The organism is Serratia marcescens (genome assembly GCF_029846115.1).
GTDB classification, from domain to species: Bacteria; Pseudomonadota; Gammaproteobacteria; order Enterobacterales; family Enterobacteriaceae; genus Serratia; species Serratia marcescens_L.
Genome location: NZ_JARVZZ010000003.1, coordinates 56,710 through 76,466, shown reverse-complemented (window position 1 = coordinate 76,466; position 19,757 = coordinate 56,710). Strand labels below are relative to the sequence as shown.

General features: G+C 52.2%; 19 protein-coding genes. All 19 read left to right on the top strand.

Features of this window, described 5'->3' with window-relative positions; all coding sequences use genetic code 11:
• Positions 1-465: DotD/TraH family lipoprotein (locus QDT79_RS25075; RefSeq protein WP_373275495.1), on the top strand; the 465-nt coding region annotated here is incomplete at its 5' end.
• Positions 462-1,250 carry a type IV secretory system conjugative DNA transfer family protein gene (locus QDT79_RS25070; protein ID WP_308317265.1) on the top strand — a complete coding sequence of 263 codons (789 nt, stop codon included), beginning with the start codon at positions 462-464 and terminating at the stop codon, positions 1,248-1,250. The genes QDT79_RS25075 and QDT79_RS25070, both read left to right, overlap by 4 nt.
• Before the next feature lie 30 nt (positions 1,251-1,280).
• Positions 1,281-2,438, top strand: a complete 1,158-nt coding sequence (gene traJ, locus QDT79_RS25065; RefSeq protein WP_129935373.1) for a plasmid transfer ATPase TraJ — start codon at positions 1,281-1,283, stop codon at positions 2,436-2,438.
• Positions 2,438-2,704: an IcmT/TraK family protein gene (icmT, locus tag QDT79_RS25060; protein WP_017891017.1), complete on the top strand. Its 267-nt coding sequence runs from the start codon at positions 2,438-2,440 to the stop codon at positions 2,702-2,704. Before traJ ends, icmT begins: the two co-directional genes overlap by 1 nt.
• Before the next feature lie 8 nt (positions 2,705-2,712).
• On the top strand, positions 2,713-2,850 hold the full coding sequence (locus QDT79_RS25055) for a hypothetical protein (RefSeq protein ID WP_308317264.1): 138 nt from the start codon (positions 2,713-2,715) through the stop codon (positions 2,848-2,850).
• Positions 2,847-6,023 (top strand): LPD7 domain-containing protein, encoded by a 3,177-nt coding sequence (locus QDT79_RS25050; protein ID WP_308317263.1) that lies wholly within the window; start codon positions 2,847-2,849, stop codon positions 6,021-6,023. The genes QDT79_RS25055 and QDT79_RS25050 overlap by 4 nt, the downstream gene beginning before the upstream one ends.
• A 9-nt stretch (positions 6,024-6,032) precedes the next feature.
• Positions 6,033-6,524, top strand: a complete 492-nt coding sequence (locus QDT79_RS25045; RefSeq protein ID WP_308317262.1) for a hypothetical protein — start codon at positions 6,033-6,035, stop codon at positions 6,522-6,524.
• Positions 6,525-6,614: 90 nt separating this feature from the next.
• Positions 6,615-7,289 (top strand): DotI/IcmL/TraM family protein, encoded by a 675-nt coding sequence (locus tag QDT79_RS25040; RefSeq protein ID WP_128865590.1) that lies wholly within the window; start codon positions 6,615-6,617, stop codon positions 7,287-7,289.
• A 2-nt stretch (positions 7,290-7,291) separates the two neighbouring features.
• Positions 7,292-8,299 carry a DotH/IcmK family type IV secretion protein gene (locus tag QDT79_RS25035; protein WP_308317261.1) on the top strand — a complete coding sequence of 336 codons (1,008 nt, stop codon included), beginning with the start codon at positions 7,292-7,294 and terminating at the stop codon, positions 8,297-8,299.
• A 4-nt stretch (positions 8,300-8,303) separates the two neighbouring features.
• Positions 8,304-9,536, top strand: a complete 1,233-nt coding sequence (traO, locus tag QDT79_RS25030; protein WP_308317260.1) for a conjugal transfer protein TraO — start codon at positions 8,304-8,306, stop codon at positions 9,534-9,536.
• Entirely contained in the window at positions 9,536-10,279 is a 744-nt protein-coding gene (locus tag QDT79_RS25025) for a hypothetical protein (RefSeq protein ID WP_308317259.1), read from the top strand. The genes traO and QDT79_RS25025 overlap by 1 nt, the downstream gene beginning before the upstream one ends.
• An 8-nt stretch (positions 10,280-10,287) precedes the next feature.
• Complete coding sequence (gene traQ / locus QDT79_RS25020) at positions 10,288-10,818, top strand: conjugal transfer protein TraQ (protein WP_010895872.1); 531 nt, start codon at positions 10,288-10,290, stop codon at positions 10,816-10,818.
• Between the two features lie 15 nt (positions 10,819-10,833).
• Positions 10,834-11,235 carry a DUF6750 family protein gene (locus QDT79_RS25015; RefSeq protein ID WP_128865587.1) on the top strand — a complete coding sequence of 134 codons (402 nt, stop codon included), beginning with the start codon at positions 10,834-10,836 and terminating at the stop codon, positions 11,233-11,235.
• Positions 11,236-11,320: 85 nt separating this feature from the next.
• Positions 11,321-11,926: a hypothetical protein gene (locus tag QDT79_RS25010; protein WP_308317258.1), complete on the top strand. Its 606-nt coding sequence runs from the start codon at positions 11,321-11,323 to the stop codon at positions 11,924-11,926.
• Positions 11,927-11,928: 2 nt separating this feature from the next.
• On the top strand, positions 11,929-15,003 hold the full coding sequence (locus QDT79_RS25005) for a putative type IV secretion/conjugal transfer ATPase (protein ID WP_308317257.1): 3,075 nt from the start codon (positions 11,929-11,931) through the stop codon (positions 15,001-15,003).
• A gap of 140 nt (positions 15,004-15,143) precedes the next feature.
• Positions 15,144-16,370 carry a conjugal transfer protein TraW gene (traW, locus tag QDT79_RS25000; RefSeq protein WP_308317256.1) on the top strand — a complete coding sequence of 409 codons (1,227 nt, stop codon included), beginning with the start codon at positions 15,144-15,146 and terminating at the stop codon, positions 16,368-16,370.
• Complete coding sequence (gene traX, locus QDT79_RS24995) at positions 16,363-16,926, top strand: conjugal transfer protein TraX (protein WP_010895867.1); 564 nt, start codon at positions 16,363-16,365, stop codon at positions 16,924-16,926. The genes traW and traX overlap by 8 nt, the downstream gene beginning before the upstream one ends.
• Positions 16,841-19,135, top strand: coding sequence for a DotA/TraY family protein (locus tag QDT79_RS24990; RefSeq protein ID WP_308317255.1), 2,295 nt, complete (start codon positions 16,841-16,843; stop codon positions 19,133-19,135). The genes traX and QDT79_RS24990 overlap by 86 nt, the downstream gene beginning before the upstream one ends.
• Complete coding sequence (locus tag QDT79_RS24985) at positions 19,132-19,710, top strand: hypothetical protein (RefSeq protein ID WP_308317254.1); 579 nt, start codon at positions 19,132-19,134, stop codon at positions 19,708-19,710. Before QDT79_RS24990 ends, QDT79_RS24985 begins: the two co-directional genes overlap by 4 nt.
• The last annotated feature ends 47 nt before the right edge of the window (positions 19,711-19,757 follow it).

Sequence of the window (19,757 nt, the reverse complement as noted above, 5' to 3'; positions counted from 1 at the left end):
TCATCAATGAAAACCTTTATGGTCGCATGCACTGTGCTAATGCTCAGTGCATGTTCGCGTGACATATCTACTCATTCACTGGTTACCCCTCAGGCTCACATCATCCACTCAGCACAGGACATACAAAACACCACGACCCTACTCAACCAAGCTGACGCCATTAACCAGACACGTTCATCGTTGTTCATCCCACGAATCACCGCTAACTCTCAGAGGATCGCAGTGGATTGGGACGGCGACGCTATCGAACTACTCAGTCAGTTAGCGCATCAACGCGGTTTGTCCTTTGCTTATACGGGCGTTCGCCTGCCCCTGCCCCTGACAATCCATGTACAGGACGCAACCTTTGAACAGGTTCTGCGTTTGGTTCGCACCCAGATCGATTGGCGAGCTCAGTTGGATCAGCAGCCAACTGAGCTACGACTCTATTTCATGTTACCCCTGAAAAAAGGAAAACTGGCATGACACAAAAAGCCCTGGCCCTGTGCCTGGCACTGGTCACGGTGCCGGCTATCGGGGCTACAACTGAATCATCCCCTCCACCAAGTATTGATGCCTATTTGTCACCCAAGACCATAGACAAACATGGCCTTAACGACACGCTCTGGCAGCTACTAAATGATGCAGGCCAAACCGTGGGCTTTCGTGGGGGAAAGGCTCAACGCGCCTGGGAGCTTCAACAGGCTCTGAATGGTCAGAACGATGCGCTTAATCGCCTATATACGTTCGCCCCCCTCATCAGCAGACAAGGTTGGTTACCGCCGGTGATCGTGGCATCTGAATCTCTGGCCCACATTACCGATAGTCAGATCCGCACAGCCAACAAGGTCTACAACATTCTCGTTCCCGAGCGATTTGTCAGTAACCCGCCGACCTGGCGCCAATATTTGCTGGCTGGCCTGGGCATCAACACAGACATTCCAACGGAAATCCGCCCCAAAAATGGAGACGAAGAAAAAGTCTGGAGAGCAGCCATAGAGAAAGGATGGCAGGAAGGGCGAGAAAGTGCCGACCGAACCCTGGAAAGTAATTTTGGACGGCTGACCCGGGATTACACCGGCATGGTGCGTTATTCCACCCTTGTACAACAGGGCATGATCACCCCACCAGTCGTCAGTGAACAGCTGCAGTCTGTCACCGGTTCGAAAGACAAGCTGATGCTGGGCGATAAAGTCCGCGACCTGAAACAACGTGCCGGCTTCGAACTGGATAAAAAACGCTGGAAACCCACGATAAACACCCAACAGTAATCAACATCACACTCAGCAAGGAGTGTCGACATGACGGATTTAGACAGTTTTGATTTCAGGGGCGGTCTTACCGCTGACAAACTCCGAGAGTTCTTCGTTCATTGTTACCGCCATAACGTATCGGATATTCATCTGCAAAGTGGCAGTCCCATCGTTGTCGATCATCATGGCCGTAAAGTGGTCGCCGGTCAGTTCCCTCTGGAACATGCCAATTTGGTTCGCCTGATTGATGAGGTGTATACCCCGGATATCAAATCCCTCGTTCAGGGGGGGCAAGGGGCCGATCGTCCCCTGCAGTTAGAAGGCGACAATAATGGCCGCTTTGGGCTCGAACGCGGTGAGCGAGTCAGGTTTCGGACCAACTTCATCCAGGCGACGATCGGGGCGCTCAATACCGCCATTGCCATGACTCTGCGTATCATTCCGTCGAACATCCCCATCCTTGAGGATATGGGGATAGAAGAGGATTTGTTCCGCAGCTTTTTACCGATGGATGGCATGGGGTTAGTCTGCGGCCCGACGGGTTCGGGAAAGTCCACACTTCTGGCCTCCGTATACCAGCATTACGGTGAAACAAACCCTAACGGCAAACTGGTGACCTATGAGGATCCTGTCGAGTATTTGTTAAATAGCCCTCGATTATTGCTGCGACCGCAGCAGTCTGAAATAGGACGTGATGTACCCAGTTTTGCCCACGGTTTGCGCCTGGCTTTACGTCGGGCTCCCCATATTATCGGCATCGGTGAAATCCGTGACCTTGAGACGCTCCAGGCTGCAGTCGCTTGCGCCCAGTCCGGACACTTAACGTTAGGTACACTTCACGCCTTCTCACCCGGGCATGCCTTTTCACGCTGTGTCTTGATGGCACCCAACGACTCACGTGAACAAATCGCCTTCGACCTTCTGGACGCCATGCGCTTTGTCGTTGTGCAACACCTGTTGCCGACGATCGACGGCAAACGCCAGGCTGTCCGGGAATATGTGCTGTTTGATGACGACTGGCGCCACCGGCTTGGACTCGAACACTACTCACGCTGGCCCGACATGATCAACGCAACGCTACGGGAAAAACAAAGCCGGATCGCAGACCAAGCCTGGACGCTGTTTGTTGAAGGTCGCATCGATAGCCGTGTCGCTGAGCGAGTGATCGGTTGGCGGGAGTTCACCGATAAACAACGGAGGCATTGATGGATAACGACTATTCCCCCTGGCTCGACAGTGGGCGGCCCGCCACCTTCTGGGGCATTCCCGTATTGGTTTATCTGGTGCTGCTTATCTGGGTCATTTGGCCAAGTCTGCCCGTGCTCATGTTTTGCATCGCCTTGCTGATTTTTTACAAGGTGCTGGCCATCTTCGGTTACACGCTAACAGTGCTGTTGCAACGACTGCTGCACCGGATGCGGGGAAACATCATTACCGGGCGACCTTGGTGGTATCGAAAGTTTTTTGAATAGGAGCTGTGATGAAAGAACAATATGCAAAATCTGACACGCCATTTCTGGCCGGCTATTTACTCCAATCCCTGATATACCGCCCTACTCGCATTTGGATTGGCATCTATTCGGGCAATGTCGACGACCTGGGCTGGGAGGCGGTATGAAGGTCACCGAACCGACTTACCTGGTGATCCCGTTTGAGCAACTTAAAGAGGCCAAGCGCCAGGCTGGAAAACTTGAAAATGGTCAGAATGCCCTTGAGTTCGATGCTGATAAAAAACTGTGGTTCGCCAGACCTGGGGCAGATCTCAGCAAGCTGTCTCGATGGCGGACAGACACTGCCCTGGTGATGTCTGCACAGGGCGATCCCCAACAGGAATTTGGCGACTTTATCCGTGTCCTTGGGGGAAAACTCAGCGAGCCTCCTGAAATGGATGGGAAAGCTCACCGTATCGCAATGGATGATGATAAACCCGGGAAACAGTCAGGGGTTTATGTGGGCCATAAGGATGGCTTTGCCAATGGCTGGTTCACCGACCATCGCGCGGGAGATCACCGTAACGTTTGGTCATCAGCCTCTGCACGGCCAGATCCCACTGTTATTGCTCACCAAAAGGCGATAGCCGCTCAGGAGCAACATCGGCGTGAACAACGCAAGATAAAGGAACACAATCAGGTCGCACAGGCATCCGCCTCTCGTTACGCCCCCCTCAATCAGGCTGGCCATAATCATGCTTACCTGAACAAAAAAGGAGTCAAAGCCGCAAAAGGTCTCCGCTCAGAACGTGAGAACCTGGTCATTCCACTCAGCAATGCGGCCGGGGATATCCGTACACTGCAAACCATCGCCCCCGATGGCAGTAAACGCCTCAGTAAAGGTGGCCAAAAAGAGGGCAGTTTTTTTGTCGTCGGTGGCTCATTGAAAAATGGCAATCCCATCGTCTTTGCCGAGGGGTACGCGACGGCATCCAGTGCGGCAATGGCTCTTCAACATCCCGTCGTCATGACAGTTGACTCCGGCAATCTGGTAAAAGTGGCGAAAGCCCTGCATGAACACTATCCCGACAGCCCTAAGCTGTTTTTGGGAGATGACGACCTGCCAAAACCTAAACGCCCGGGTAACCCGGGTAAAGAGAAAGCAGAAGAAGCCGCCGACGCCACAGGCGGCACGGTAATATTGCCGACGTTTACGCAGTCAGAACGCCAGCAAGGCCTCACCGATTTTAACGATTTTCACCAGGCCCGGGGGCTAGAGGCATTAACGCAATTCTTGGCGCCAACATTTGCCGCATTGAATATCACTCAAGTGGAGCACACCGTGGAAAATATCCCCGTCGTTGAACCGGTACAAGCGCCGGTAGACGATACGCCAATGCCGTCTATACCGGAACCCATCGAACCGAACATCAGTGCCAACGACACCAGGATGCAAGCTTCGGCAGATCCCGAGCCCACAGTCACGGCTGCAACTTATACTGAACCTTCGCCTCCCTTCCAGGAGGACTATGCCGATTACAGCCATATTATTGCAGAATTGGATGAACAAGAGGCCCAGGAGTATTCACCGACAGTCCCTAACCCGGCCCCCATAAAGGATGAGCAGGAAACGGATGATGCTAAATTAATAGATAAACAGGCAAAAATTGCACCAACAGAAATAACATCGCTCACCGCACCAACGCCGACCTCAGGCCCAATCAACGAAAGCGCCAATACGCCCCTAACGGAAACGCAGGCTTCCGATGTTGAGCTCGAAGTTGACGGTATACGGATAGAAATGCCGGACGGCAAACAAAGTCGCCAGGTCACCCCTCTTGATCTGGATGCATTAATGCAACAGATCACCCATGAAATTGCAGCGGATGGCCGTTCTGTAAAATATTTGTTCTCCGGTGAACCCGCTTTTGTTGATCACGGTGACCGACTCACGATGGCCAACGCCACGGCCAGCCAAAATGATGCCATGATCTTGACTGCTCTGCTGGTTGCGCGAGAGCAGTATCGGGGACGTATTGAATTGACCGGTAGCGACGAGTTTAAACAGCGAGCCGTGACGTTGATCGCCGAGTACAACCTCGATGTCAAAATGAAGAACCCACAACAACAGTTGATGCTGGATGAAGCGCGCAAGGCATTGAGCAATGAACCTGCGCCAGGAGAGACCCCAACGCCAGTCGGTACGCCAACCGCGGCGATTGTGCCAGAACGAGAGTCAACATCACCTTCTGCTGCCGCCACAGAAAAGAACAGTCTCCCGCCGGAACTGAGACCGACGGTATTGCCGACCGATGAGCCACGCAACGCCAGCCGTAAAGAGAGTGAAGCCGGACTGACCGGTACCTTACTGGGGCACGGCCAGGCTCGTTATAATTTCGACGAGTCGGAGAACAACAACTATTACGTGCATTTACGCACGGCCGGGGGAGAACGGTACATATGGGGGAAAGAACTTGCCCAAATCGTCCCCGCCAGCGGTCTCAATAAGGACGACGTCGTTACGCTGACCTGGTTAGGCAATAAAGAAGTGACGGTTACGGCAAAAGTTCGGGATGAAAAAGGAAAGGTCATTGTTGATGCTAACGGTGTTGAGAAAACAGAGGAAATCGCCACCCATCGTAATCAGTGGGAAATTAAATCTGCTATCGACCCACAATTATTGGTCAGTCATGAACAACAGGCCACACCGCCGGCAACATTAGTGGCTTACGACATGACCCATTTCGCCGCGTTGCAACAACAAGTGATCCAACTGGCCAAAGATACCGGTATCACACTGCCACCGCTCCCTGAGCCTGCCAACGATCTGGTGTGGCTGAAACCAAACGGGGAAGGAACTGCAGCGCCGGCAACACGTCCTGCACACCCTAACTTACCGGCACAAACCCAGGATGCCGGCACCGTATTGATGAAAGCAATGGACAGTGAAAATCAGCTCAAGCTGCTGCTGGTTAAAGGCTTGGGTGAGTATGTTCAGGGCATTGTGCAATATCAGGGGGAATATCATCCAGTACTGGGAAAACTCTGCACCAACGACAAAGGCCATCGCTATCTGGCACTCAACGCGGTGACCACCGAAGGTGTAACGGCGATCGGCTACGGCAATGCAGTCAATCATGAATCAGGCGCCAATAACGCCTTCGTTTTCCGGCTGAAAGGGGAAAAGGAGCGTCTCTATGCACCGCTGATTGAACCGGCAAAGTGTCCCCCGGCCCTGCATAAACAACTTGGGTTTACGCATGACTACATTCCACCGTCGCAAGCCCCGCAGCGCCGGGACATCGATATTGTGGAAAACACCTCCCGGCCTACCCCGCAGTCACCCCGTCCCGGGGTGTAAGGAGTCTTTATGCAATTACGCTCTATTTTCCTGGCCACGTTAGTGGCCGGCGCCATGACGGTGCCAGCACAGGCTGCCAGCTGTCGAGCCGCCTCAGCGGCACAAGTCGGCGCCCAAAACGGCTATGAGCGGGACCGTAAAGCTGCTGAAGCATGGTCTCAGCGAGAAAACCAGGTATCCAGTGGATTACAGCAATGTTTGGGAGATATCAGCACGGCGATCACCGTTCCAACCTTTCCAGATTTGAGCGGTATTCTCAGCGGAATAAAAGACAAAATTTGCCGCGCCGCACACGACAAGATCCAAGAGTATATTCCTAGTCAAATCGACCCTTGGGGGGACTTATCTTCTCGCAGTGGTGGCCTGGGAGGTACAACTTCACGTTCAGTCAATGTGCCTAAAAACTACGCCCCAACCACTTACCAACAGGCGCCCGTTGTATCTTCACCGCCACCGCAATCCTCGAGTTCGACCGGTGGTGATTACCTCTTCAGTCGTTAATACACCTTCCGCTACCCAAGCGGATGTTACCTGTTCCTCCTTGCAGCCTCGCCGGGCATAACCTGGTGGGGCCTGCCCGTGGATAACGCCATGCAAAAAAAACAGCCTGTCACTCCTTCATCGGAGTTACCTGGTCCTTATGACGCCGCCATCGCGCAGCATCAGGCCAACCAACTCAATGTTAGTTTCACCCGCAAGTTATTGATCGCCAACGTGTGGCAAAGCGCCACTATCACCCTCTGCTTGCTGATCATTGGTGTATTGATCTACGCCGTTTTGCACCCGCCGGTGAAGTATTTTGCCACGCAGGATGGTCGGGTCATTCCCCTTACGCCAACGGACCAGCCAGCGTACAGCGATGCCGATGTGACCGACTTTGGTAACCGCGTGATACGTGAAGCTTTCACCCTAGACTTTGTGAATTACCGCACGCAGATGAATAACTTGCTTCCTCGTTTTTCCGATGAGGGGTTTCGCAGTTACTACACCGCGTTGACCACATCCAACGTTCTCGCAGCGGTTAAGGACAAGAAAATGAACATGTCCGTCATGACCTCGCCGGGCGTCATCGTCAGTAAGGGGACGCTGGAGAACGGTGTTTATGCCTGGAAAATTCAGTACCCCACCAAATTCAAGATGACAGGCCAAACGTCGTCACTGCCCGAACAAAGTTTTGTTGTGTCGCTGCTGATTCAACGTACCGATCCCCGGTTGAAAAACACCGGCATGGAAGTGTCCCAGCTCATTACCTATGAGGCTCAATAGTCATGAAAACCCCTTTTGCCGGTCTGTTATTACTGACTGCGGCCAACACTTTTGCCGCCACTACCGTCGATGTTGCCCCGGCACCGAACGCTTGGCAACCAGCCCAAACGATGGGCAATGCCCCGGCGGCGAATGCTGCTCAGAACAACCCGGTACCGGTACAGTCAACGCCCGGACCTGCCCAGAATGCCCCTTTACCACCGGCTGGGAACACCCCGTTGCCGTCACCGGCACTGACTTATGCCGAAGGCCAAATGGCTCCCCTTTCCCCGGACGATGTCACACATCTGCGCAGCACATTCGATCAGCTGCAGCGCAGTGAGAGCCGCTCCCCGGTGACAGCCGTCCCGCGAGTCAGTTCACTGACGGTGAACCTGTCACCAGGGGCATCATTACCCATGCTGCGAGCCCTGCCAAACTTCCCGAGCACCGTGTCATTCACCGATGAAACCGGCGCCCCTTGGAATATCGCGGCCCCTCCAGTGAACGGTAACGAAAGCGGGTTCTATATTCAGTTCATTCCAAACAGCGCAGTGATGTCTGTGCAGGCAAGGCGCGCCTATGACACCGGCAGCGTTACGGTTTATTTGCAAGGCTTGCCAGTACCGGTGGTCATTGCCTTATCCAGTGGTGAACCGGATAACGCTGACAAAGCGCAGATAACAGACAGTAGCCTTAACCTGCGGATCCCTATGCGCGGGCCAGCTGCTAAAGCGTTGCCGATCGCAAGAGAGAAAATCAGCCTGGATAACCCCACGCTGCAAGCCTTCCTTGATGGCACCCCGCCCAAAGAAGCCAAACGGTTAAAAACCAGTGGCAATGTCCCGATGACCAACGTCTGGCAAATAGGTGATGACCTTTATATCCGCTCTCGCAGTGAGCTACGGGATGCCTTTGTTGAGACCTCATCAGCTGCTGACGGCACCCACATATGGAAGCTGCCGGTTACCCCAGAAGTCGTTTTCTCGGTTCAGGGGCGAAACGCCACCCTGAACATCAACCTGGAGTGAAACCATGGCCATTGAAAAAGATGCTGCCAGCGACGGGAAAAAGACCGTCATGGTCATAGTAGGTGCCGTCGTCATTATCGGTGCAGGTGCCTACCTTGGATGGGGGTACCTAAACCAACCCGAACCGACCCCATCGCAGTACAAACTCAATCGTGTCGCCAATAATGCGCCTCGCAACAGCGCCGAAACCGTCCAGTACCAGCGACTGCAAAGCGAGGCCAACAGCATCGGCTATAAAACAGCTGACAATGGTGGAACCAGTTTTGTTGCTTCATTACGCATGAGCGACATCAATGCAGAAATGCCGGCACCGGTCCCACAGCCGGTCAACCTGAATACGACACCAGCGGATACTCAGCAAGGCAGCAATCCACAGAATGGCGGTATTGCCGAAGACCAAAAAGCGGCGTTGAAGGGATATTTGAAAACACTCAACGATCGCTGGAAACCCGGAAATATGCAGTTGGCCAGCGCCTTTGGTCAGGGAGCTCAAGGGCAACAAGGTACAAACCCATCGGCAGACTCATCTGCAGGCAACGCGTTCGGTAACTGGACACAGAGCCTGCCAGGAAATGCACCAACGGCAACCCTCGCCAGTCTGGAAGCACAAACCAAAAAAGAGAAGGACATCATGGTCGTTCCGCCGAATACCCGTCGGCCTGGCGTAATCGACAGTGCTGTTGATTCTGACAACCTCAATTCCATTGTTCTCGCACATATCCCTGCAGGCGGGCTGGCGGGTGCCAGTTTCACCGCTCAGGGGGTTCAACTGGCTGGCGATGGTGTCGTGATCCACTTTACCCGCATGACGCTTAACAACGTGGATTATCAGGTGGACGCTTATGCCCTGCAGGACGACACGTTGCAATCAGCAGTAGCAAGCGACGTGAGCAACCGCTACATCAGTCGCATTCTTCTGCCGGCCGTTGCCTCGAGCCTCGGCGGCCTGGGAGATCTCTACAAGCAACAGAACACTCAAATCCTGTCCACCAATGCCGGGACGATTTCCGGCGGTACCGGCAAGGTCAGTGGTTCGGCCGTGGCCGGCACGATTGTCGGCGGCCTGGGGGCCAATGCCGGCAAGGTGATGACCAATGATGCCTCTCGCCTTCCGGTTAAGCAGGTCAAAGTGTTCAAAAACCAAATTGTGGCCATCCAATTTATGAAAGGGGTGTATGAGAGCGACAGAGTCAATAAAAGCGCAGCAGTTACACCGCTCAACGCAGGAGAACAGTAATGTCCAAGTCCCATTTTGATCTTGATGCTCCCCCACCGGAGCCATTGGCGGAAGATACCGATATCCCAGAAACGCCCATCGTCAATAAACCCATAAAACAAAAGCTCATTACATTGCCGCTCGGTATCAAGGTGACACCGATACAGGCGGGAATAATGGCGTTGAGTCTCATCGGGATCGTGATATTCGGTGTGATGCGCAATAACCCACATGATAGCGGTGCCCCGCCACAATTTGCGGCTCAGGAGACGGTGAGTCCGTCAGTTCCGACACCGGCAACATCTTCTCCTGCAGGCTCCATCACTCGGGAGCAGCAAACACCGGCAACAATGCCTATGCCCGAACCCACCGAGCGCGCCATTGTTACAGAAGCTACACAGCACGCTATCGAGAACAACCGTGTATTCAGTGAGAACAACCGGGAGGGAATCAAGGCACTCGACGAGCGGATACGCGCACTTGAACGCCAGGTTAATGCGCTGGCACAGCGCCCATCAACCACAATAGCTACCCCGCAACCTACAGCAGCGGTTCGTTCCGCCAATCATGGCCACCGGACTGGCACCAAAACCCATTCCCTTCGTGGTGCAACGATCGCAAGCCTTTACCCAGGGCTAGCATGGGTTAATTACCAAGGCAGCACCTGGGCACTACGTCCCGGTGACCGCATTGGTAATGCCACCGTTCAGAGTATTGACACCACACAACGCCAGGTGATCACCACCGCCGGGGTTATCCGGTAGGGAGAACTATGGATTTGGTCCAAATGCTGGCCAATGCCGTCAATAACGTGACCGCTGTCGGGATCCAACTGGTTCTCGCACTGGGTGCCGTTGGCGGTCTGGTCATGTTGGCGTTGCACTTTGGGAACATTGCCAGCAAAGCCCGGCGCGGCCAGGTACAGGATGGCGCAGGAAAAATTCTGTCCGTCGTCTTGGTGTGCGGCTGCATCATCGCACTGCACCAGGTCATGAACGCGACCTCGCAGCAGATGGCGCTGGGCAATGTCACCTTTGGCGCTATTGCTTATGTGTCAGAGGGCAAATATGGCCCGGCCGCGGTCGCCATTAACGCCGGCCTGACTTTGCTGCAGTGGGTCGGCGTTATTTATGCGTTGCAAGGTTTGCTCCGGTTGCGACGTTCACAGAAGGACGGCCATACCGGACTCAGTGCCGGTGAAGATGTTTCAAGCGGCGTTAAACGAATCATTGTCGGCACAATGCTCGCAGTCAGTCCCCGGGTACTCGATGCCCTACAAAACACACTCAATATTCATTGGTAAAACATAGAGGTAATAATGAAAGCTCGTCACTCCCTGAAAGATATTCCCCTGTTCATCGCAATTAAAGGTGCCCTCATGGCCGATACAATACGCCGGTATTATGCCCGCGCAATTGCCGGGGGACTGGCGTGGTTTCTTACCCCTCTGGCGCATGCTGACGATGACATCGCCGGTATGATCAAAGGGTGGCTTGATGGGATTTACTCGCTTAAAGAACCGATCGTCAATGCCTCCATGGTCATCGGGCTTGTGTGCATTGCCGGAGCAATTGGTCTGATGGCCACTAAGAAAAACAACCCTCAGATTAAAGTTGGGCACATTCTGGTCCTGTTGGTCGCTGGTGCATGCTTTATTGCACTCGATCAGATGGCCAGCCGTAGCCAGAAGCAAATGACCCTCAACCCTGTAGGTATTTAATCCCCTGATGGCCAGTCCAAAGGGCTGGCCATTTCGTTAACGCTCGTCCTTCGCCACCACTGTTCCCTCCTGCCCTGGAGTTCATATGTTGGTTTTTTCTATTTCCCAGCGTGTCGCTGGGTTTTCTCGATCGGCTAAACAACAAGAAATTTTAGATTTGACCGCACGCCAGTGTGGACACTGCTGCGAATTCTGCGGTTATGAGTCGCCTAAGAACACGGCAATTTTCCGCGACAACAACCCTTTGAATACAGCCCCTGACAACCTCAGCGTCGCTGACCCTCTGTGCCAGGCGTGGCAGCAGCTCGATACCGTTACTGCAGAGGCCGGCGTAATGATCTACCTGCCGACGTTACCGCCCGAAGATGTCAATCACCTGCAGCGGGCCATCGCCCAAGCGCTGAACTCAGAGGACGAAGACTACCGCCGGGACGCCAAAGCCTTGTTGGATTGGCTGACATCGCACGATAAACCGGTACAACAGGCCTGGGGAACAACACATCCACAGGCATTCGGCGAAGCACTTAAACAATTACCCACCGACCGCCGAGGTCTTCTTCTATCACGCTGCCGTCACCTGGCGATAGCGCTTCACCCTGGCCGCCTTGTCGGTCGACTAGCCACCACAGGTTTGGATGCTGGCACCACCTGGTGGTTACACCTGTACCGTGATTACAAAGCCCGGAGTTGACCATGATTATTGATAAAATCGAAGACGCATTTGCCTTCTTCTCCCGCTATACCCTGGGCAGAGATTTCGCACAGTATTGTGATCTGCGCACAGTCATTGGCATGACGCCCGACGATAAAATTCGCCATCCTTCGCTAAGCGCACCGTACATCCATGTCACTCACAGCAATGATTACGCCAGTTGTTTTGAAGTCCTTGGCGCATTTCGAGAATTTAGCGAAAACGTGCCTAAAATACCCAACGAACAACCCGAGGCCGACAGCTACCTGCGTTTTGTGTTGAAACTTCGTGATGCACTAACAGGCGACTTTAAGGCTCTGGGCCATAAAATCAGCATTGTTTTCGAGCGGGATCCTGGCCGCGGAAAAGAAGAAATTACCCGATTGGTGGAGCCTCAGCGTCAGGCCTATCGCAAACTCGGGTTAAGGCTTGATGATCTGGTCGATGAGCAAATCACCAAAATGTCCCCCTATGTCGCCCGCGAGCGTGTATGGCTGACGGTTTACACGGCAATTTCCTCCCTGCCCGTTGCGGAACGTAAAGAAGAAACACATCGCCAGGAGCAACAGTTTAAAAACGTGCCGGAGGCTCGATTCGGTCAAAATCCTGTGTTTGCTGAATTTGAGGGACTGAAACTCCGACACGATGCCTTTATCGACAAGTTGGCCAACGACCTTACTAATGGTAACGAGGGGGTGATGGTTCGCTTACTGGACGCGCACGAAGCAGGGCATATCCTGCGCGACGAAATCGAACGTCTCAGTACGGATGAAAGCTGGCAACCTCTGCTCCCTGGCGACCGAGTGATCCCACATGGCAAATTGCGCGATGACGATATCAGCGGTGCATTGGCCCCTCACCTCAATTTCCAGTATTGCGATACCGAGGTAACACCCCACGGTAATTTGATCGAAGTTGACGGATTGTTCCATGGCCAGCTCGCAATGACGCTGGCGCCACAGCGGCCAGAACCGTTCAGCCAATTGTTCAAAAAGGTTCCCCGGCAAATCCCCTGGCGTTTGCGTCTGGACCTGATGCCAGGCGGTGGCGCGCATCTCAACAACAAACAGAACCTGCTGTCTTTTGTCGCTTTCGTTCCGTCTCTGCGTGATATCTACAAATCGGTATCCTGGTTGGTGACGCAAGATAAGAAAGAACCGGTGTGCATGATGAGCATCACAGCCAGTACCTGGGATGCTGATAAAAGCCGGTTGAAGCGCAACCTGACGCTTCTACAAAAATCGATTCAGGCCTGGGGCGTCACCTCCGTCACCCGAACCTTTGGTGATCCAATCCGAGCCTGGATAAACACCTTGCCACTGGCATCCAGTTACAGCGCGCCAAATCTGATGTTCCCACCGTTATCCGAAGGCATCAAACTGATGCCTCTACAGCGCCCTGCCAGTCCGTGGGGCAATGAGGGTAACTCCATACATCAAACCATTGATGGCAAGCCCTATCCGATTGGGTTAGCCAGTGCGCTCCAGGAAAAACATACCGAGTTACTGGCTGGCGCTCCAGGTTCAGGCAAATCGCTGTTGGCCAACAGCCTGCACCTTGATGCAATAACCAATGGCAACAGTGATTTGCCGTTTATGGCCTTTATAGATAAGGGGTTTACTGCCCAGGGCTTTTACGATTTGGTTCATGACAGCCTTCCCGCTGACCAGAAAGACAAGATCATCAGCATCATTCTGCAGAACGTCGCAGATCATTGCCGCAACCCATTTGATATTCAATTAGGCCTGAAATACCCCATCAGCACTGAGCGTGATTACTTGCTGAGATTATTGACCAGCTTGTGCATCGATCCACAAACGGGCCTCGCCCCGGATGCGACGTCATGCAAACAGATCCTGTCCCGCGCCGTCGACCTGGTATTTCGCAAAAACAGTGATACCGAACCCGTGCGATATGGCCAGACACTGGTTCCGGAAGTGGATGAGGCGCTAAAAACCAGTGGCTGTATCTCTCGGCACGACACGCAATGGTGGGAATTGGCCACATGGTACGAAGTTCGTGACATGTTGTTTGAACATGGCCATGTCTATGAAGCCTCTCTTGCTCAGGCACAGGCGGTTCCCGAATTGAATGATCTCCAGGGCGCCCTCAACAGTGAAGAGCTGCGAACGGCGTTCGGTATGGTCAACCGCCCGGGGTCAGATGAAACATTACTCAGTTACGTTTCGCGTTGCCTGACTCAGGCGCTGTTTGATTATCCACTGATTTCCGGTCGTACACGATTTACCGTCAGCCCCAACACCCGCATCAGGATAGTCGATGTCAATAACGTGGCCGGTAACGATTCGCCTGAAGGTAAAATCCGCACCGGTATCATGTACCAATTTGCTCGCCATTTAGCGGGGGGCACTGACTTCTATCTGCCGCAGATACAGACAGAACTGTATGCCAAATTGGATCCGCGCTACGTCCAACTGCACCGCAAGCGTATCGAGCAGTTGGACCAGGAGATCAAACTCATCTTCATTGATGAGCTGCATAACATCAAAGGCATTGATGCACTCTGGTCCGCCTTACAAACGGAGGATAGAGAGAAACGCAAGTTTGGTGTCCGTACTGTCTTCGCATCGCAGTACCTGGACGATTACCCTCAAACCATACTGGACTCGGCGAACTCACTCTATTTATTGCGGGTTCGTACCCAAGACTTCGACATCCTACAAAACACCTTCAAAGTCCCGCGAGCCACACTATTGAAACTCCTGAACACAACCAAAGGCCCGGCACCAGATGGCAGTGGTGTCACCTTCCTTGCCGTGTTCCAAACCACCAATGGCAACGTTGCACAGCTGTTGAAAAATACCGTCGGCCCTCTGCGCCTCTGGGCCCTGAACTCCACACCGGCAAACAGAGCATTACGCAATATGTTGTATGACGCGCTGGATGGCAAAACCGCACGGCGGCTGCTGGCTGATGCCTTTCCCGGTGGCTCTGCGGAAAACCATATCAAGATGTTGAAAAAGCGTGCCGGCAATGACGATGAAGGTGGAGCCATTCGTCAGTTGGCAAATGAACTCATCGCCAAAGCCGGCTATATCCAGGGAACCGCGGCTTAAGGAGAAAATATGTGTGTGACAACGTTTTGGCCTCGTTTTAAACAATCATTTTTTCACTATCCCATCACCCATATCATTATTTACACCGCGCTGTTTTGGACCGTTGCCGCCTCAGTCGCCCTACAAATTTGGAGCTAGTCATGTTTTGGACTCGTCAACATCCCTGTCAACTTAGCCTGCTGACCGTACTGGTGCTAGCTGCATATCTGCCAGGCAAAGCAGTAGCCTATCCCGTTGAAGTGATGAGCAGCCTGCCAGTCGAAACGCAGGTGGCGCCAGCGCTTGGGACCATAAACGGTACATTGTCAGAGATCGCCGGTACCCAGCACCAGGTCGGTGCCGCTATCAACCAGAACGGTGGCAAAGTTGCCGCACAGATTGAACAGGCAGCCCAGGCACAGCGGGATCAGGACATATTCGCCCGGCAGACCGAACGATTGGAACAAGCCCGGCGTACCTACAACGTTCCTGACAGCATCTGTACCGAATCCGGTTCAGGCATGGCCGCTCAGGTGCAAAGCGGTGCCCGGGCTCGCCAAGGGGCCTTGGCCAGCGGCAGTGGGATCAGTAACAGTACCATTCGTCAGGGTGTTACCTCACCGACCCCTCCTCCGGAGCAGACACAATTCCGAACGGCCGCAATACATGCTGACTACTGTGATGCTACGGATTTTTCGGCATACGGTGGAACAGCCTTATGCAAAGGCATCTCCGATTTACCTGGTGGGGACAAGAGACTAACAGCCTTGTTGGATGGTGCGGGTCAGGAAGGCAAAGCACCGGACTTGACCTTCAACCAACAGCAAACCGATGCGGCAATGGCCTATACCCTCAACAGTGCACCGGCGACTGCCGGTAAACAACTGGGGAAAGGTGAAGTCAAAACAACATCAGGTCAACAGTATGTTGGGATCATGACGCAATACGAGTCTGTGAACTCTGCTGCCCGGGAGCCGATGTTAGCCATGGTTGCCGCCAGCCAGCCCAATGACGCGACCCGTGATGTATTGAAAGAAACGCTGCAGACCCCGTCTGCAGCTGCGTACTTTGGGCGCACTGCATCGGAGGAAGCACAACGTAGCGGCCTGATGTCCGAACGTGAGTTTGAGCAGTTCGAAGTAGGCAGACGCTATGCCAATACGGACTACCAAACTGACCTGCAGGCGATGGATGGGGATAATTTAGCGCGTGAGTCTATACGGATCCAATCACTGCAGAACTGGTTATTACTGGGGATAAAGCAGCAGCTGCAGAAGAATAATATTCTGCAAGGCCAGCAGCTGTCTCTCTCCGCAACAGAAAACTATCGCCCGCAACTGCAGGCAAAAATGCGTGAAGTAAGTGCAGGAGCGGCCCGTCATGACTGAGAAAAACGAGAAAACGCCCCCGCACTGGAGGCGTCGCGTAGGTAAAGGGGCGTATTACACCGCCAACATTTTTTTGCCACTCTCAGAACTGCGATACACCGCCACGAAAATCGGCCCTTCGGTGATTAACCACCTCAAACGAGCTCGTTACCTCACGCCATCCTACCAATTGGACAAAAAACTGAGGGAGCCAGTGCTGTGCTTTGACGACGCCGTTGCAGCCAGCGGAATTTCGATTGAGATGTTGATAAAGCGCTTCCACCGCCGCAAACAACTTTGTCTTGTACTTTCGGCGGTACCGGCATTACTGATCGTCAGTGTCATGCTGGTCATTCTGGCCAGCAACATCTACACGCCTCTGTTACTGGCCAAAACGTTAGCCTTGGTGTTATCCCTCCTGTCATTAGCCGCAATACCCTTCGTTCAGGCTCTTACCTGCTCCTGGCGTCTGTGGCAACTCAGGGAACATCGTGTATCTCATCAAGAGCGCGGTGGATTTAAGGACTTTTTGGCAGAAAATCACTGGTTTAAAACAACGCTTTCTCTTCGGCAGTAATCTGCAGGTATCACCTTTCCTTCCTGGCGCCCGCCAGGCAATTGCCTTCAAAAACGAGCATCCTATGAAAGCCATACGAAAATTGATGGCCGGCGCTTTGCTGTGCCTGTTTACGGCCAGTGCCTGGGCCGATACCGCAGTCAGTTTTGACACAATAGAACAAGCGGCTAAACGGTCGAGTGACCTGTCTCGCCAAATTCTGGTCATGATATTTGGTGACGTTGTCACCAATCCATTATCAACTGAATCAAGCATGATCGGTCAGCTATTCTTTGTGTTTAATGGGATAGTCATGGCCATTGCTGTCGTCTGGTTCCTGTTGGTCACAGTCAAACATCTGGTACAAGCCGGACAGCACGGGAAAATATTCAACCAGGGCAGCTCAATGGTCGGCCCAGTCACAACGACCGCTGGGTTCCTAACCCTGGTACCTACGGTCTCTGGTTGGTCCTTGGCGCAGCTCATCTTCCTTTGGGCCGCCTCTATCATGGGGATAGGCAGCGCCAATGTAGTAACCGATCGAATTGTGGATTTATTGGAAGAGGGTTACTCCCTGGTGGTACAACCCGTTGCACCACAGACAGTCAGTGCTGCCCGGGCGATTTACGAAATGAATTTATGCATGTATGGGGTTAATTCGGAACTCAGCAACATGTACCAACAGTATGGCCAGGGTGGTACTCCACTGATGAGTATCAAGTCACTACCTGACGGCTTTGAGATCGGTAACGGTAGCGCTTTGTGTGGTTCAGCCCGGCTACCGGAAAGCCTGGCAGACCAGACGACCAGCTGGCTATTCCCCGTTCCCGTGAATACAGACAGCATAATCAATGCTCAGCGCAGTGCCATGAACGAGATGCAAAACACATTATCACAGGACGCATCACAATTTGTTTCTGCTCTGGCCAACAAACAGGTGAATGGCAGTGGATCATTACCGGATGCAGAAACTGACATCCAGAAAGCGGCACGAGCCTATGAAGACAGAATAAATCAGGCATTGAAAGCACAAGGGCAATCCGACGAACTGGCTTCCGTTCTCTCGGCACAGTTGAAAAAAAATGGTTGGCTGGCACTCGGATCCTGGTACCAAACGTTTGCCACGGCCAATAACAAGTTCAATGACGCTGTCCAGTTAAAACCTGTAATTTCAGGTATGTCTGGCCTGGGTGATTTGGGGGCGAGCGACAACTACTCCAATATAAAAACAGCCTACAAAGCTCAATTGCAGAACTCCCCCTATACACCCCCACTGGGGACACAAGGAGCTAAAGATACTCAACAAGCCATTGATGCATCTGAACCATCAGCAGTATTCGTTGGTATAACAGGTTCATATATGCAAAAGCTAACAAATACCATTGCCACCTCTAACCTTGGTACTTTTGGTGTTGATAGTGATCAAATGAACCCTTTGTTAAAAATGAAATTCATTGGGGACGTTACACTGGGAACTGCCGAGGCAACTTTAGGGGTGTTTACAGTTGCCAAAGTGGCAGCGGCAGTCTCTACAAACGGATTTTGGGGGAAAGTAATTGGCGCATTCTCGATGAATGCAACTGAAGGACTTGCAGCCGTTTTGGACGCATTGTCTCCATTTGTTTATTTTATCCTTTTTTTGCTGTTTGGGATCGGATTCAATTTATCAATTTACTTGCCATTCATTCCTTTTATCTTTTGGCTTGCTGCAGCAGCTAACTGGCTTGTTAGTGTATTAGTTGGTGCGACAGGAGGAACACTATGGGCAGCAACTCACATTGGTTCCGAGGCAGACCGAGGACACAGGTCTGCTTATGGTTACATATTTCTAATTGATGTTATGGTTAGGCCAATGCTAATGGTCTTTGGCTTCGTATTCGCCAGCATCATGATTGTAGGTTTAGGTTCTTTATTAAACATGATGTTTGGCCCAACAATTGCGAATGTTCAAGCTAATTCAATTACTGGAATATTTTCTCTTCTTGGAATCCTTATGCTTTACGCTCGTATTTGTACAACGACGGTGACGCGTGTTTTCAGCTTACAAGTAAGCATGCCAGATTACATTATCTCTTGGTTAGGCGGACGCGAAGCAGCTAGCATTCTTGGCGGTATGGTTGAGTCAACAAAAAGCATCTTTGCTGGCTTTTCACATGGACTACAGAGATCGCCTGGTGTAAAATTCAACCATAGGGGCACTAACAGCGAAAATGGAGATGGTATAAAATGACAAGAACGAGAGTGTTTTTAAAAACCTTACTTTTAATTTCCTTACTCTGCGGAGGAGCGTATTTGATATTTTCCTCCATTGTACTGTTCATCGTCTCTGACTCTCGAACCAATGCTCTGTGGCCCTATGTTTTCTTTGCTCTTGGGTTTGGTTTAATTTATTCATTTTATCGTATAAATAAAAAGTCAGATACAAAAGCATCTCAGATTATAAATGGTTACTTTTGCAACAACTTCATTCCAACTAATGGATACGAAGTCAAATCTCTCTACGATGGAAATTATTTTGGTGTCGATACAAAAAATGGCACCATGCTCTTAATTTCAACTGCCAAATCCATTTATAAAGGCATGAGTATTTCTGACCTAGCTGGATATGAATGCAGAGGAAATACTCTCACATTGAAATTCAATGATGTTCTTTTCTCTCATTTTACGGTCGGCGTCGATAATGAAAAAAAATGCATGGAATTAGGCTACAATCTTGATACCTTACTTTCATCGACTTATCGACCAGAGCGAGATGCCGGGAGTGCTTTTAGCGAGTTCGTACAAAAAAAATCACTCGCATATTAATCTTGCCTCCTCCATTTCAAGCGCCCTAACCGGCGCTTTTTCTTTGT